Annotated in this window: 13 protein-coding genes; 10 read left to right on the top strand and 3 right to left on the bottom strand. The window is 56.3% G+C overall.

The window, feature by feature from the left end; all coding sequences use genetic code 11:
• Positions 1–74: 74 nt before the first annotated feature.
• Positions 75–1,388, top strand: coding sequence for a M16 family metallopeptidase (locus tag GGR95_RS09945; protein ID WP_246423350.1), 1,314 nt, complete (start codon positions 75–77; stop codon positions 1,386–1,388).
• Positions 1,385–2,695, top strand: a complete 1,311-nt coding sequence (locus GGR95_RS09950) for a M16 family metallopeptidase (RefSeq protein WP_184565369.1) — start codon at positions 1,385–1,387, stop codon at positions 2,693–2,695. The genes GGR95_RS09945 and GGR95_RS09950 overlap by 4 nt, the downstream gene beginning before the upstream one ends.
• 63 nt (positions 2,696–2,758) lie before the next feature.
• Here GGR95_RS09950 and GGR95_RS09955 read toward each other — a convergent pair whose 3' ends face one another.
• From GGR95_RS09955 to uraH, 3 genes are all read right to left on the bottom strand, one after another.
• Complete coding sequence (locus GGR95_RS09955) at positions 2,759–5,095, bottom strand: aldehyde dehydrogenase family protein (protein ID WP_184565371.1); 2,337 nt, start codon at positions 5,093–5,095, stop codon at positions 2,759–2,761.
• Positions 5,096–5,110: 15 nt separating this feature from the next.
• A complete protein-coding gene (deoC, locus tag GGR95_RS09960; RefSeq protein ID WP_184565373.1) occupies positions 5,111–6,112 on the bottom strand; it encodes a deoxyribose-phosphate aldolase in 1,002 nt (333 codons plus the stop codon).
• Positions 6,113–6,194: 82 nt separating this feature from the next.
• Entirely contained in the window at positions 6,195–6,554 is a 360-nt protein-coding gene (gene uraH, locus GGR95_RS09965; protein ID WP_184565375.1) for a hydroxyisourate hydrolase, read from the bottom strand.
• A gap of 268 nt (positions 6,555–6,822) precedes the next feature.
• Between uraH and GGR95_RS09970 the strand changes: the two genes are divergently transcribed.
• The 8 genes from GGR95_RS09970 (at position 6,823) to GGR95_RS10005 (ending at position 16,059) form a co-directional block, all read left to right on the top strand.
• The gene (locus GGR95_RS09970) at positions 6,823–7,440 is read left to right on the top strand and encodes a rhodanese-like domain-containing protein (protein WP_184565377.1); all 618 of its coding nucleotides are present in this window, start codon (positions 6,823–6,825) and stop codon (positions 7,438–7,440) included.
• A gap of 4 nt (positions 7,441–7,444) precedes the next feature.
• A complete protein-coding gene (locus GGR95_RS09975; protein ID WP_184565379.1) occupies positions 7,445–8,551 on the top strand; it encodes a LysM peptidoglycan-binding domain-containing protein in 1,107 nt (368 codons plus the stop codon).
• Positions 8,552–8,703: 152 nt separating this feature from the next.
• Entirely contained in the window at positions 8,704–10,116 is a 1,413-nt protein-coding gene (gene puuE, locus GGR95_RS09980) for an allantoinase PuuE (protein ID WP_184565381.1), read from the top strand.
• The gene (locus tag GGR95_RS09985) at positions 10,113–10,922 is read left to right on the top strand and encodes a bifunctional allantoicase/(S)-ureidoglycine aminohydrolase (RefSeq protein WP_184565383.1); all 810 of its coding nucleotides are present in this window, start codon (positions 10,113–10,115) and stop codon (positions 10,920–10,922) included. Before puuE ends, GGR95_RS09985 begins: the two co-directional genes overlap by 4 nt.
• The gene (locus GGR95_RS09990; protein ID WP_184565385.1) at positions 10,919–11,410 is read left to right on the top strand and encodes an ureidoglycolate lyase; all 492 of its coding nucleotides are present in this window, start codon (positions 10,919–10,921) and stop codon (positions 11,408–11,410) included. Before GGR95_RS09985 ends, GGR95_RS09990 begins: the two co-directional genes overlap by 4 nt.
• Before the next feature lie 47 nt (positions 11,411–11,457).
• Positions 11,458–12,885, top strand: a complete 1,428-nt coding sequence (locus tag GGR95_RS09995; protein WP_184565387.1) for a uracil-xanthine permease family protein — start codon at positions 11,458–11,460, stop codon at positions 12,883–12,885.
• Positions 12,886–13,042: 157 nt separating this feature from the next.
• Positions 13,043–14,890: a DNA mismatch repair endonuclease MutL gene (gene mutL / locus GGR95_RS10000; protein WP_184565389.1), complete on the top strand. Its 1,848-nt coding sequence runs from the start codon at positions 13,043–13,045 to the stop codon at positions 14,888–14,890.
• Positions 14,887–16,059, top strand: a complete 1,173-nt coding sequence (locus GGR95_RS10005) for a DNA recombination protein RmuC (RefSeq protein WP_184565391.1) — start codon at positions 14,887–14,889, stop codon at positions 16,057–16,059. Before mutL ends, GGR95_RS10005 begins: the two co-directional genes overlap by 4 nt.
• The last annotated feature ends 280 nt before the right edge of the window (positions 16,060–16,339 follow it).

Genomic DNA, 16,339 nt, shown 5'->3' on the forward strand with positions numbered 1-16,339 from the left:
GCCCCTTTGGCTGACCGAAAAGGACTACCCTGATGATGCGATACGCCCGAACTGCCCTGTTATCCGCTGCGCTTATGCCCGCTGTGGCATTTGCCCAGACCAGCCCAGAGTCCAGCGGCAAGGTAACGGACTTTGTACTGGATAACGGCATGCAGGTCGTCGTTGTCGAAGACCACCGTGCCCCTGTTGTGCAGCATATGCTGTGGTATCGCGCCGGATCAGCGGATGAACCGAAAGGCTCATCTGGGGTGGCGCATTTTCTGGAGCATCTCCTGTTCAAGGCGACTGACAAACTGGAAGCGGGTGAGCTGTCAGCAACGGTTGCGGCGAATGGTGGGCGCGATAACGCTTTCACCAGCTACGATTACACCGCGTATTTCCAGCGTATTGCATCGGATCGTCTGGAACTGATGATGACAATGGAAGCAGACCGGATGAAGAATATCCGCCTGACGCCAGAAAACATCGCGACCGAGCGCAAAGTGGTCATAGAAGAGCGCAACCAGCGCACAGAAAACAACCCGCAAGCCTTGTTTGGGGAGCAGATCAGCGCCGCACAATATCTCAATCATCGCTATGGCACGCCTGTCATTGGCTGGATGCATGAGATGGAAGAGTTGGACTTGGAGGATGCGCTGTCGTTCTACGAGACGTATTATTCGCCCAACAACACTGTGCTGGTTGTATCAGGTGACGTGACCCCAGACGAAGTCCGAGCCCTAGCTGAAAAATACTATGGCCCCATCCCCGCTAACCCCGAATTGCCCGAGCGCTTGCGTACCGAAGAACCACGCCAGAACGCAGAGCGGCGGGTGATCTTTCGCGATGCCCGCGTCGCACAGCCGTATATCTCGCGCAGCTACCTTGTGCCGGAGCGCGACAGCGGGGCGCAGGAAACAGCCGCCGCGCTGACGATCCTGAGCGAAATTTTGGGAGGCGGTACAACATCTTTCCTCACTGAAAAACTGCAATTTGATACGCAGGTCGCCACCTATTCTGCCACTGGCTATTCGGGTGTGTCGCTGGATGACACAACTTTCCGTATCATCATGGTGCCTGCTGATGGCGTGAGCCTTGAAGAAGGCGAAGCCGCTTTGGATCAGGCCTTGGCTGAGTTCACGAAAAAGGGCGTTGATGCAGAGCAGTTGGAGCGGATCAAACTGCAAATCCGTGCGTCAGAAATCTATGCGCAAGACAACGTCGATGGCATCGCCAACCGCTATGGCAGCGCGTTGACATCCGGTTTGACGATTGAGGATGTTCAGGCATGGCCTGACATTCTAGACGCAGTCACTGCCGAAGACATCATGCAGGCCGCAACACTCTTGCGCCGCGAAGCATCTGTGACGGGGTGGTTGATGCGCCCTGAGCAAGGAGAAGCCCAATGATCCGTTTCGCAACTGCCCTGTTTGTCGGGGCCGCCGCTGCACTACCTGCCTATGCAGAAGTTGATATCCAGACAGTCACGTCCCCGGGAGGGATAGACGCCTGGCTGGTCGAAGAACACTCCTTGCCTTTTGTTGCAATCGAGATCGCGTTCACAGGTGGCACATCGTTGGATGTGGATGGTAAGCGCGGCGCGGTGAATCTGATGACGGGATTACTGGAGGAAGGTTCAGGCAATCTGGATGCGCGTGGCTTTGCGCGTGCGAAAGAAGCGCTGGCCAGCAGCTTTGGTTTCAGCGCGGGACCGGATCAATTGACAATTTCAGCGCGTTTTTTGACCGAGAACTTTGACGAATCTGTCGCGTTGCTGCGCGATGCGATGCAAAAACCCCGTTTTGATGATGGCGATATCGAGAGGGTGCGCGCGCAAGTTTTGTCGAATCTGGCCTTTGATGCAAAAGACCCCAATGACATTGCTAGCAAGACATTTGCGACCATGGCCTATGGCGAACATCCTTACGGCACAGTTGAGGCGGGCACCCCCGAAAGCCTTGCGGCGCTGACCCGTGATGATTTGCTGGAGGCGCACAGAAACGTGTTGGTACGTGACCGTGTGCTGGTTGGCGCAGTCGGGGATATCACGCCCGAGCAGCTTGGTGCACTGCTGGATGCCGTGATGGGCGACCTGCCGCAAAGCGGGGCTATGATGCCGCCGAAGATAGAGCCGCAGATCAAGGGTGGCACTACGGTGGTTGAGTTCGACACCCCGCAATCCGTGGCTCTCTTTGGTCAGCGCGGCATTGCGGTGGATGACGATGACTATTTCGCGGCTGTTCTGCTTAACCAAATTCTGGGGGGTGGCTCGTTTGAGAGCCGCCTGATGCAAGAAGTCCGTGAGAAACGTGGCCTGACCTACGGCGTCTATTCTTACCTGTCCTCCCGCAATTTGGCGAACGCCTATATGGGGTCTGTCAGTTCTGCCAATGACCGCATCGGCGAGGCGATTGAGGTGATCCGTGAGCAATGGCGTTTAGCAGCCCAAGACGGCGTGACCGAGAAGGAATTGCAGGATGCAAAAACCTATCTGACGGGCGCCTACCCGCTGCGGTTTGATGGGAATAGCACGATTGCGGGTATTCTGGTCGGGATGCAGTTGATCGGGCTGGATGCGGATTACATCAAAACCCGCAATGAACGTGTGGAAAGCGTGACACTGGAGGACGTGAAACGCGTTGCAGGTGAGTTAATGGAACCTGATGCGTTACATTTTGTGGTTGTGGGCAAACCTGAAGGGGTTGTGTCCGAGTAAACGGCTGTCGATCTGCCCTACTTTGGGGCAGATCGTTAATCTATCGGTAAGCCTAGTCGGGCGTCACTCTCCGTAGGGAACCCAGATGTTTTTGACTTCGGTTGACTGGGTGAGGAAGGTCTTCGCGTCCGGTTTTGCCCAATCTATCGCTTGGCCGTTTTGAACCCATGTGCGTTTAAGATTGCTGGCAGATCCCTGTTCAATCACCTTGTCCAACTCGGGGGCGCTAAAGCTCCAGACCGCGTCGATATCCATATGACGGGCCATGGCATCTGCGACGTCATTGTGGGGGCCTGTCAGGATATTGACGACACCCGCAGGGACATCCGAAGTTTCAAGTATTTGCGCAAAATCCGTAGCGGCGAGCGGGAAAGGCTCGGAGGCGCTGAGGATCACGCGGTTGCCCATGGCAATGGCAGGGGCCATCACTGCGACCAGCCCAAGCAGGGGACTTGTTGCTGAGCAAAGTGCCCCGATCACCCCAACGGGTTCTTTCATGGCCAGAGCCACACCGCGGATGGGAACGCCATGTACTTGGCCATCGTATTTATCGGCCCATGCCGCATAGGTGAAAAGGCTCTGCACTGCGGCTTCGACCTCTTTTGCCCCTGATTTCCCACCTTGTAGGGCGTCTAGGCTATGGGCGAACTCTTCACCGCGCACGGCTAGGTTTTCAGCGATGAAATAGAGGATTTGGGCGCGCAGATGGCCTGTGGTTTTGCTCCAGCCTTTGGCGGCATGGGCCGCTTCAACAGCGTTGCGTATATCTTTGCGGGATGCCTGAGGCGCGTGGCCCAGCAAGGTGCCGTTCTTGGCATAGACGGGCGTAGAGTAACCGCTGTCGGGCCGTGCCTGTTTGCCCCCGATATAGAGTTTCGCCGTGCGGTCAATTGCACCGCTTGGCGTACCAGAGCCTGACATTGCTTCTACAGATTTTAGTGGCTTGGGTTTGGATTTGGGTTTTGTATAGGCCGCAAGCCCCTCCCAGCCGCCTTCACGCCCAAAGCCGCTTTCGCGCACGCCGCCAAAACCTGCGGCCGCGTCCATCATATTGGTGCCGTTGATCCAGACAATGCCCGCCGCCAGCTTGGGCGCGATATCCAGCGCAAGGTTGATGTTCTCGCTCCAGACCGTTGCGGCAAGGCCGTAGCGGGTGTTGTTGGCGATGCTCACGGCTTCTTCCGCAGTGCGGAAAGTGGTCGAGACCAACACGGGACCAAAGATTTCTTCCTGCATCAAGGTATCGGCGGGATAAAGGCCAGTGATTAGGGTCGGCGGATAAAAGCTGCCTTCATAGGGCATCTCACAGGCGGCGACATGGGTGCTGCCTGCGGTATTGGCGGCAACTTTTGCTGTGATCATCTCCAATTGTTTGGGGTCAACGATCGCGCCGACATCGATGCTTTTGTCGAGCGGAGAACCAACACGCAGTTTATCCATACGCGCGCGTAGTTTTGCATAAAACAGGTCGGCAACGGGCTCATGCACCAGCAACCGTGACCCAGCGCAGCAGACCTGACCTTGGTTGAACCAGATCGCATCAACCAAGCCTTCAACGGCGGAATCCAGATCAGCGTCGTCAAACACGATGTAGGGGGATTTGCCGCCCAGCTCCAATGTCAGGGCTTTGCCACTGCCTGCTGTCGCCTCGCGGATGCGGCGGCCAACGGCGGTTGAACCAGTGAAAGCGACCTTGTCCACATCCGCGTTGACGATCATTTCACCGACGGTGCCATCGCCCGTGACGATGTTTACCACGCCTTTTGGTACGCCAGCTTGGCCACAGATATCGGCAAACAGCAGCGCGGTCAGCGATGTATATTCCGCTGGTTTCAGCACCACAGTATTGCCCATCGCCAGCGCTGGCGCGACTTTCCATGCCAGCATGAGCAGCGGGAAGTTCCACGGGATCACCTGACCGCACACGCCAAGGGCGGCGGCATCGGGCAGTTCGCTTTCCATCAGTTGGGCCATGCCCGCGTGATAATAAAAATGCCGCTGGGCCAGCGGGATGTCGATGTCACGGGCTTCGCGGATGGGCTTGCCGTTGCCCAGCGTTTCCAAAACCGCAAAGAGGCGGCTGTGTTTTTGCAAAAGCCGGGCCAGCGCATAAAGCACCTTTGCGCGGGCGTGTCCGCCTGCGGCTTCCCACTTTGGTTGGGCCGTGCGGGCGGCTTTGACGGCGGCATCCACATCGGTTTGGGTGCCTTGGCTGATCTGCGCAAGGATCTCGCCATTGGCGGGATTGCGGCTCTCGAACAGGCCGGCAGGCGGTGTCATTTCACCGTTAATGAAATGGCCAAAGCGGCTGCCTTGATCCACAATCCAAGCCAGCGCTTCGGCGGCGGATTCAGGGGCAGTCCCATAATCCATGGTCTCAAAAATATCGGAAACGGTCATATCTGGGCCTCTGGATCAGGATGTAGGATGGCGGTAGGCGGCGGAATAATTGCCGCTAACGTGATGTTCTAACTGGCGCTCAATATCGTTTAGCAACGAGGACGCGCCAAAGCGGAACAGGTCGGGTTGCAACCAGCGATCGCCCAGTTCCTCTTTGATCAGCGCCAAATAGGTGATCGCGTCTTTGGCTTTGGATATCCCGCCTGCGGGTTTATAGCCCACGCGGTAGCCTGTGCGGTCATAGAAATCACGGATGGCGCGGATCATCACCAAGGTCACTGGCAGGGTCGCGTTAACGCTTTCTTTGCCTGTTGATGTCTTGATGAAATCAGCACCAGCCATCATGCACACAAGGCTGGCACGGGCCACATTGCGTAGGCTGCCAAGCTCGCCCGTGGCGAGGATCGCTTTGACGTGGGCATCGCCACAAGCGGCGCGGAATATGCGCATTTCATCATAGAGCGCCTGCCAGTTGCCTTCCAGTACATGGCGACGGGAAATGACGATGTCGATCTCGGCGGCACCTGCTGCCACGCTTTGCTCGATCTCGGCGATGCGCAGGGGCAGGGGGGAGAGGCCCGCAGGAAAGCCCGTAGATACCGCTGCAACAGGGATGCCCGTCCCGCGCAAGGCGTCAACGGCGGGGGCGATCATTTCGTGGTACACGCAGACCGCGCCGGTGGTGATGGGTGGCATGCCAAGTGCGTCTAGCACAGATGCGGCAACGGGTTGGCGTGCTTTGGCGCACAGGCGGCCCACGCGACGGGCTGTATCATCGCCTGACAGGGTGGTGAGATCAATGCAGGTTACCGCCTTGAGCAGCCAAGCCGCCTGATGCGCCTTTTTAACTGAGCGCCGCGCGGGCAATGACGCTGCGCGGCGCTCAATTGCAGAGGTGTTGGCCTGCGCGCTCAGCACCCAATTCAAATCAAGAGGCATGCCCGCATTGCGCGGTTCTGTGACTTGAGGGAGCTGTGTCGCCGCAACGGCGGCAGTGGAATATGTGTCGACGGACATGGCGGCACCTTTCGGAAAATTACCCCCGCAAGGTCGCATGCCAGTCCGTTATATTGCAAGCTGTAAGGCGGTGGATGACGGGTTAGCTGCCGCGATAGGTGGAATAGCCAAACGGCGACAGTAACAGCGGTACATGATAATGCGCATCCGCGTCCGAAATGCCAAAGCGTAGCGGGATAACGTCTAAAAAGCGGGGTGTCTCGGGCGCGGTGCCAATGCTGTTCAGATAGGCGCCTGCTTCAAACACCAGCTCGTAGGTGCCTGTTTGAAACTCGGTCACGGGTAGAATGGGGCTATCTGTGCGACCATCCGCATTGGTGCGCATCTGGGCGCATTGCGTGCGCACCTCGCCTTCAAGGCGGTAAAGGGTGATTTGCATGTCAGCAGCGGGGAGGCCCAATGCCGTGTCGAGAACGTGAGTTGTAAGGTAACCAGTGGACATTGTTTTACTCCGGTTCGGGTTATGGCGACGAAGTGCAGCAGAAGGTGGCCTGCGTTTTCTACGTCACGTTGTATCGGGCGGGTGTCATGACCCTAGACATCGCCCTGATTCGAAAAATAATCAAAGTGATTCGCCAAAACGCTGATTTTGGCCGTTTTTTGTTTTGACGAGCGAATCACTCTCAGCCTATATCTAGGGCCGTAAGCTCCGGTGCACCAATTTTGTGGCAACAAAATCTATATTTGGTAGTCGGAGGCGGGGGAAAGTAATGATTAAGATTTTTGTAATGTTTGCAGCTGTACTTGTCGTGCAGGTGGGTACTGGTGTGGCGAAGGCGGATCCATCGCTTGGGCAAGCGTCATTCGTTTTTGACGGGGAGACTGTCGAGATCACGCCTAACTCGGCTGACGCTGTCAAATACACAAGTCGGTTTGCTAGGCTGACAGCATCCTGCGACCCAAACTGTATTGCACCGCAATCGGCCGCGGTGGGCATCGAAACGGTGATCGAACCGCAGGTGCTGGAGTTTTTGGAGAACACAGTGGGCGAGGGGACGGGGTTGCTGGTGGATGCGCGGATGCCAGAAGATCGGGCGTTGGGCTTCATTCCGGGGTCGGTCAACTTGCCACATGCCGCGATGGCCAAAAGAGAAGACGAAGGCGCCCGTCAGCCCATCTTGATGGCATTAGGTGCCCGTAGTTTTGAAGATGTATACAATTTTGCAGATGCACAAAATTTGATGATTTACGACAATGGTCCGTCACAAAATGATGCAGGCGAGTTGATCGCGCATTTGCTTGAGGTCGGCTATCCACCAGAAAAAATACGCTATTATCGTGGCGGCATGCAGGTTTGGTCCGTGTTGGCCCTGACGGTACAGGAGTAACGGTATGAAGAAAGACAAACCCAAGATATCATTTACGACTGGTCCTGCCAGTGATGTTGTGCGGTCTGCGCCTGCCGAAGGGCAAAGTCGTGCGCAAATGAAAGCGGCACCGGCCGCTGGAAAATCGACTGTAATGCCCAAGTCACACGATGCATCCAAACCGCTAGGAGCAGGCGCAACTTCTGGACTGAGTTCGAGTACACCAAAGCGGCATTCTGCTCCACTAATTGCGCAGGCCGCGCCGCGCAGCATGTTCACACCTGTCTTGGCTGTCGTCTCTCTGCTGACCGTTGGGTTGGGCGTGGCAGCGGTTTTCCTTTGGCAGGATGACAATCTGCAAGCAGCGACCGTACCAGCGCGCGCATCAGAACAGACGAAAGTCACAGCGCAAGGCGTGAGCGAGCCGGCCTCACTTGACTCAGTGACGCGCGCAGCAACGCCTGATCTGACAGATTTAGCGAACCGTGATCAGACTGGCAAAGCCGCGGGAGGCTCTGTAGTGGCCAATCTTGCGGCGGCCGTTCAGGTTGTGATGTATCCTGCAGAAAACCCTGCTGTTGTCTTGCAACAAACACCTGTCGCCGAAGAAGCAGTAGATTTGGTTGCCGAGGAAATGCAGGTTTTGCGTGCAGGTATCCTTGCGGGCGACTATGAAATTGACGTGATTGAACAGAATGGCGTTGGGCGTTCATCGCTCCGCTTTATCGGCGCTGAAGAAACCGGTAACGCGGCCAAGGCCGTCTTGATGCAAGCCATCACCGAAGGCCGCATCACAGCGCCCAAGCACATGTGGACGGCGGAAGGCCCTGTAGACATTGATACGTTGATGTTCGATCTGGTGCAGACCGCACTTGCAGCGGATGGCACAGTTGAAGGTGCCGATGCTGCGCGCGACATGTCCCGCACGACATTTATGGTGTCGAGAATCCAGTCCAGCAAAGTGGATGGTAAGCGCCACTACACCGTTGGGGCTGGTGACAGCCTCGCGTATATTTCACTCCAATTCTACGGTAAGCCAGATGCGTTCCAGCGCATCGTCGATGCAAACCGTAAAACGCTACAATCGCCCGAAAAGATCCAGATAGGCCAGCGGTTAATAATACCCAGCTGATAAAAACAAAAATAGACGTCTCAGCGACAATCGGGCGATCAACAGGCCGGACAGAAATGTCTGGCCTGTCTGTATTTTGGGGCCTCTTTGCAAATTGCAGGGGGGGCCGTTTTTGTGCAAGGTGGATGTGGGCTTAGGCAAAAGGACACAGCATGACACGTTACCCCAGAGATTTCACCGGATATGGTAGCAAGCCAGTTAACGTAGAGTGGCCAAATAAGGCGCGGATCGCAGTCCAGTTTGTCCTGAATTATGAAGAGGGGGGCGAAAACTGCCTGTTGCACGGGGATGCCGCCTCCGAAGCTTTCCTCTCCGAAATTGTTGGCGCAGCCCCTTGGCCGGGTCAGCGGCATTGGAACATGGAAAGCATCTATGACTACGGTGCACGAGCAGGGTTTTGGCGGTTGCACCGCTTGTTCACAGGGGCGGGTGTTCCCGTCACCGTCTACGGTGTCGCCAGCGCGCTTGCCCGTGCGCCTGAACAGGTCGAAGCGATGCAATCCGCAGGGTGGGAAATTGCCAGCCACGGCTTGAAGTGGATTGATTACCGCGACCATAGTGCGGAGCTTGAAGCCGCTGATATGGCCGAAGCAATCCGCCTTCATACGGAAGTGACAGGCGAGGCACCGCGCGGCTGGTATTGTGGCCGCACCAGCGCCAACACCGTTTGCCTTGCGGCCGAAACGGGTGCATTTGATTATGTCTCGGACACCTATGATGATGATTTGCCATATTGGTCCGACATCGCGGGCACCGACCAATTGATCATTCCCTACACGCTGGATTGCAATGATATGCGATTTGCAACGCCGCAGGGGTTCAACTCGGGTGATCAGTTCTACACCTACCTGTGTGATACGTTTGACGCGCTTTACGCCGAGGGCGAAGCAGGCGCTGCCAAGATGATGTCGATTGGATTGCACTGCCGCTTGATCGGGCGTCCGGGCCGCGTGCAAGCCTTGGCGCGTTTTCTGGACTATATCAAAGGGTTTGAAGGTGTCTGGACGCCGCGCCGCATCGAGATTGCGGATCATTGGCGTGCCAATCACCCGCCTGTTGCCAAACTGCGCCCCAGCCGTATGGCACAGGCCGAATTTGTAGAGCGTTTTGGCGGCGTGTTTGAACATTCTGCATGGATTGCGGAACGTGCTTTTGATCTGGAGCTTGGCCCCGCCCATGATAGTGCTGCTGGCTTGCACAACGCGCTGGCGCGGATGTTCCGTTCGGCCAGTCGCGCAGAGCGGCTTGGCGTTTTGACAGCCCACCCTGATCTCGCGGGTAAATTAGCCGCTGCACAGCGCCTAACCGCCGAGAGCACATCAGAGCAAGCCAGCGCAGGTTTGGACGCACTGACCGACGCTGAGCGCACTCAGTTCACCGAATTGAATGCGGCCTATGTGGCCAAACACGGCTTTCCGTTCATCATTGCGGTGAAGGATCACACCAAAGACGGCATCTTAAGCGCATTCCAAGCGCGGATTGCCAATGATACCGACACTGAATTCACCACGGCCTGTAAACAGGTCGAGCGTATTGCACGCATCAGACTGGAGCAAATTCTATGACCTACGCCTTCCCTCCCGGTGGCCTGCCTGATCAATCCGTATCGCCCGAAGGCACAGCGGTTTTTACACCCGCCTATGCGGTGCTGCCTGCTCTGACACAACGCGATATCGTGACCAGTTATTTGCCCAGTTGGACGGGCATGCGCATGTGGGTGTTGGCGCGGCCGATGTCCGGCTTTGCTGAAACCTTTAGCCAATACGCGGTTGAGCTTCAGCCAGCAGGTGGCAGCGATACACCTGAAGTGGACGAAGAAGTACAATCGGTGATCTTTGTCGCTTCTGGTCAGGTGGTCGTGAACATCGACGGTGAACGCCATGTTTTGGAAGCAGGCGGTTATGCCTATATTCCAGTGGATGTGGTTTGGACCATCTGGAACGACAGCAATGTGGTCAGCCAGTTCCACTGGATCCGTAAACGTTATGTCGGTGCCGAGGGCGTTGATTTGCCTGAGGCATTTGTGACCTCTGATCAGGCCGTAGCGCCGACAGAAATGCCCGATTGTGACGGTGTTTGGGCCACAACCCGTTTTGTAGAGCCTAATGACCTGCGTCACGACATGCATGTGAACATCGTTACCTTCCAACCAGGCGGGCGTATTCCTTTTGCAGAGACACATGTGATGGAGCATGGTCTCTATGTTTTGCAAGGCACAGCGGATTATCTGTTGAACAAGGATTGGGTGCCAGTTGTTGCGGGTGATTTCATGTGGCTGCGTGCGTTTTGTCCGCAGGCCTGTGTGGCGACAGGGGATGAACCCTTCCGCTATTTGCTCTACAAAGACGTCAACCGTCACATGCCCTTATGAGTGTTGAGATCAAGACAGAGCCGCTTACGCCGGAGGCCTTTGCCGCCTTCGGCGATGTGTTGGATGCGTCGGGTGCGCCGGACAAGATGATCAATGCGGGTTTGTGCGGTCGTCATCACGATCGCGCAGCGCTTGATTTCGGGCCGCAGGGGCGTGCAGGGATTAGCATTTTTAATGCACAACCACGCAGCTTTCCTTATCCACTCAATTTGATGGAGCGGCATCCAGAAGGGTCGCAAGCGTTCCTTCCGATGACCGCATCGCCGTTTTTGGTCATCGTCGCCGAGGACAATAACGGCAAGCCGGGTGTGCCACGCGCCTTCCTGACCCAGCCCTTGCAGGGGATCAATTTCCATCGCGGCACATGGCACGGGGTCCTGACACCGCTGGAAGCGCCTGGGATTTTTGCAGTGGTCGACAGGATTGGTGCCACGCCAAATCTCGAAGAAGTTTATCTTGATCCTGAATACGTCGTGACCCTAGGGTGAATGATCCAGAAAATACTGGTGAAATAATAAATACGACAGGGACCAATATGAGCAATTCTTCACTGGGGACGCCAGAACAACTGCGCGATCCCAATTATACACCGCCTTTGGCGCAGGCGATTCCGCTGGGCATTCAGCATGTTCTGGCGATGTTTGTGTCCAATATCACTCCTGCGATCATCGTGGCTGGCGCTGCGGGCATTGGCTATGGGTCGGATCAGGGCGCGCTCGGCTTTCCTGATATGAGCTATATGATCCAGATGGCAATGTTGTTTGCCGGCATCGCCACGCTGATCCAGACCATTGGCATTGGCCCTATTGGTGCACGTTTACCGATTGTTCAGGGTACCAGTTTCGCCTTTGTGCCGATTATGATTCCTGCCGTTCTGGGCGCCGGCACTGCGGGACTTGCAGGTTTGATGACAGGTGTTGTGATTGGCGGCGTTTTCCATTTCTTCCTTGGTTTCGTTGTGGGCAAGTTCCGCTTTGCCCTGCCGCCGCTGATCACGGGGTTGATCGTTCTGATGATCGGACTGGCGCTGGTCAAGGTTGGTATCCAATATTCTGCGGGTGGCGTGTTGAATTATAACGCTGTGCATTTGCAAACGTCTGCGCAGAACGCCTTTGTCTTTTCAGGCATGCCCGACGCAGGCAAAGGTAACGCAGCGGCCTTTGGTAGTATTCAATACTGGTTCCCCGCATTGGTGGTGGTGGCCGTGACACTGGCGATCCAGTTCTTTGCCCGTGGATTTTTGGCGATTGCTGCCGTTTTCCTAGGTATTGTCGCTGGCTATATCGTTGCCTATCTCATGGGGCAGGTTAGCTTTGCCAATGTCGGCAATGCGCCGTTGTTCCAAGTGCCTATGCCGTTCAAATACGGATGGGATATCAATTGGGCCATCATCATCGGTATGTGTTTTATGGCAGTTTTGTCCATGATTGAAACAGTTGGTGACGCCAACGGTATTACCAAAGGGGGCGCAGGGCGTGAAGCGACAGACGCGGAAGTCACTGGCGCGACATTTGCGGATGGGGCTGGATCGGCTTTGGCGGGTGTTTTCGGCAGCTTGCCCAACACGTCGTTCAGCCAGAATGTGGGCCTGATCGCCATGACTGGTGTGATGAGCCGCCATGTTGTGACCATTGGTGGCATTTTTCTGATTATCTGTGGCTTTATGCCCGTTGTCGGTGCTGTGATCCGTACCATGCCCGAACATGTTTTGGGCGGCGGCGTGATCGTGATGTTTGGTATGGTTGCCGCATCTGGCATCAACATGCTGTCCGAAGTGAATTGGAACCGCCGCAACATGGTGATCTTTGCCACGGCATTGTCCATCGGTCTGGGCCTACAAATGGTGCCCGAAGCGCTGCAACATTTAGGTGAAACGGCGCAGGTTCTACTGACCTCGGGTTTGTTGCCCTCTGCTCTTATCGCGATTGTTCTGAACTTGGCTTTGCCCGAAGATCTGGACTAAACCTCAAAACGTCAGGGCCGCATCACCACATGGGATGCGGCCCTAACTGGTACAGATTTCACGCCTGCCGCAATAGGCAGTCAAGCATGTAAATAGCGGTGGATAAGGCCGTGCAGCTGCTTTCAGAATCGCAGCGCTTCATGCTAGGTATAGCGCCATGGCAGAACCTCACCCCAATATAAGCACTCCTCAGCCGGTCATCCGTCAGCTTGATGAAACCGCAATCAACCGTATCGCCGCTGGCGAAGTGGTCGAGCGGCCTGCATCGGCTGTTAAAGAACTGGTTGAGAACGCAATCGACGCAGGTGCGCAGCGCATCACTGTGGAATATGCAGATGGGGGCAAGACCCTGATCCGCGTCACAGACGATGGCTGTGGCATCGCGGGCGATGATCTGCCGCTGGCCTTGTCGCGCCACGCGACCTCCAAGATTGACGGCAGCGATCTGCTCAACATCCATTCCTTTGGCTTTCGCGGCGAGGCGTTGCCCTCGCTGGGTGCTGTGGGGCGTTTGACGATTACCAGCCGCGCCCAAGGTCACGACGGGGCGGAAATCAGCGTGATTGGCGGCAAACACGCCGCCGTTAAACCCGCAGGGCTGAGTGCAGGCACGGTCGTGACCCTGCGCGATCTGTTTTATGCCACGCCGGCCCGCCTCAAATTCCTGCGGACCGACCGCGCCGAGGCACAGGCGATTGGTGATGTGATCAAACGCCTTGCCATGGCAGAGCCTTTTGTGCGGTTTGTGTTGCGTGATGTTTCGGGTGATGGCGCTGGCCGCGAAGTTTTCCGCGCCGAGGCTGAACAAGGCGATCTATTTGACGCGCTGCATGGGCGGTTGCGTCAAGTTCTAGGGCGCGAATTTGCCGAAAATGCCTTGGCGATTGATGCCGAGCGTGAGGGTTTTCACCTCACCGGATTTGCTGCTTTGCCGACCTATTCACGCGGGAGCGCTGTGGCGCAATATCTGTTTGTGAACGGACGACCCGTCAAAGATAAAATGCTGATGGGCGCGCTGCGTGGCGCGTATTTTGATTTCCTCAGCCGTGATCGTCATCCCGCAGCGGCATTGTTTGTAGATTGTGACCCGAACCTCGTGGACGTCAATGTGCACCCTGCCAAATCCGAAGTCCGTTTTCGGGATCCCGGTGTGGTGCGTGGCTTGATCGTGTCGGGCTTGCGCCATGCGCTGGCCAATGCGGGCCACCGTGCCTCTACAACAGTTGCGGATGCCACATTGGGGGCGATGCGGCCCGAGCCTACGGGCGAGGCGCGGATTTACCAGATGGACCGCCCGTCATCAGGCGCACGGCAAGCCGCCTATCAGGCGCAAGCGCCACAAGGGTTTGCCGAAACACAAGGCATGTGGGGCCGTGTTGAAACACCAAGCGAGGCACCGCCGCAGCCGCATGAGGAGCGGGTAGAGTACCCGCTGGGCACTGCGCGCGGCCAAGTGCATGAAAACTACATCATAGCCCAAACCGCCACAGGTATGGTGATCGTGGATCAACACGCCGCCCACGAGCGGTTGGTCTATGAAAAACTGAAAAACCAGATGGCTGCGAATGGCGTCCCCGCCCAAGCTTTGCTGATCCCCGAGATCGTTGAGCTTACCTCATCTGACCGCGCCACGATTCTGAGCGTGGCTGAGGAATTGGCGAAATTCGGTCTTGGGATCGAACCGTTTGGCGGTGATGCCATTGCGGTACGCGAAACCCCCGCCATTCTGGGTGAGGTCAACGCCGAAGCGATGATCCGCGATATTCTGGATGAGTTGGAAGGCGAAGGTGAAAGCCTGTTGGTGCAAGCCCGCATCGAGGCCATCCTGAGCCGCGTGGCCTGCCACGGCTCCATCCGTTCGGGCCGCTGGATGCGCGCGGAAGAGATGAATGCGCTGCTGCGCGAGATGGAGGCAACGCCCCATTCCGGCCAATGCAACCATGGCCGTCCTACGTATGTCGAGCTAAAGCTGAGCGACATTGAACGCCTGTTTGGCCGCACATGATCCAGCTTGGCGGGGTTGAGTTGAGCGTTGAGGAGCCTTTGTTGTTGGCGCTGCTTGTCGGTGTGGGCGTCCTCGCTCTCATCCTTGTTTTACTCGTCGTGATGCTTCTCCGTCCGACGCGTATACCTGCTGCATTGGCGCATCAATTGCATGTGCTGGGCAATGGGCAGGCACAGTTGCAGGGTAATCTACAAACCGCGTCTGATACGCAGGCCAACGCCCAAACCCAGTTAATCCAAAGCCTTGAGGCGCGGATGGCGACGGTGCAGCTTCAGATGCAACAACAGCTTGCGCAAATGCAGGAACGCACCAATCAATCGCTGCATGGCAGCGCCCAGCGAACAACCACCAGCCTGACCCAGTTGCAAGAGCGCCTTAAATCCATTGACCGTGCGCAGGACAACATCACCAAACTGTCGGGGGATGTGCTGTCATTGCAAGATATTCTGAGCAATAAACAGACGCGTGGGGCGTTCGGGGAAATCCAGCTGAATGACATTGTCTCCAAGGCATTGCCCTCGGACAGCTATACAATGCAGAAAACGCTCTCCAATGGCCGCCGCGCTGATTGCCTGATCCATCTGCCCAATCCGCCCGGACCAATTGTGATTGATGCGAAATTCCCGTTAGAAGCCTATGAGGCGCTGCACCGTGCCAGCACGGATTGGGAATTGAAATCAGCCGTGGCGAATATGCGCACAAGCATACGTAAACACATCCGCGATATTTCAGAGAAATACATCCTTGATGGCGAAACTGCCGATGGGGCACTGATGTTTTTGCCGTCCGAAGCCGTATACGCCGAGCTTCATGCGAATTTCCCTGAATTGGTCCGGGAAGGGTTTGATGCCCGCGTTTGGATCGTGTCACCAACCACCTGCATGGCAACGCTGAACACCATGCGTGCGATCCTCAAAGATGCGCGGATGCGCGAGCAGGCCGGTGAAATCCGCAAGACCTTGCGCCTTTTGCACCGTGATGTGGAATTGATCGTGTCACGTGTGGGCAAGCTGGACACCCATTTTCGCCAAGCACGTGAAGATATTGAAGGCATTGGCACCGCCGCTGAGCGTGCAGGTAAACGGGCTGCAAGGTTGGATAATTTTGACTTCGAGGAAGTGGATAAGCAAGAGGCCATAGCGCCGCTCCCACCACTGCCACAGAATTAGGTCATGTGAATGTATGCCGCTTCTACGGGTCGTAAACCTGTCCACGACAAAGGCGTGCCGTTGATATAGCTGGAATTTCACAGTGGCGCTTATCACCAAAGCGGCGGATGTGAGATGAAAGTCACGCGGCTACAATCACAATGTTTCGGTTTGTGGTCCGTGAACGCAAAGCATACGTTCATGCCGAACGGCGGCTCTTTTGCCGTTGTCTGGGGGTAAAGGTGGATAGGTTGGCGTAGTGGCAGAAGAATGGTTCTATTTCGCACTGGGCGCTGCGCTG

It is taken from the genome of Sulfitobacter undariae (genome assembly GCF_014196805.1).
Lineage (GTDB): Bacteria > Pseudomonadota > Alphaproteobacteria > Rhodobacterales > Rhodobacteraceae > Sulfitobacter > Sulfitobacter undariae.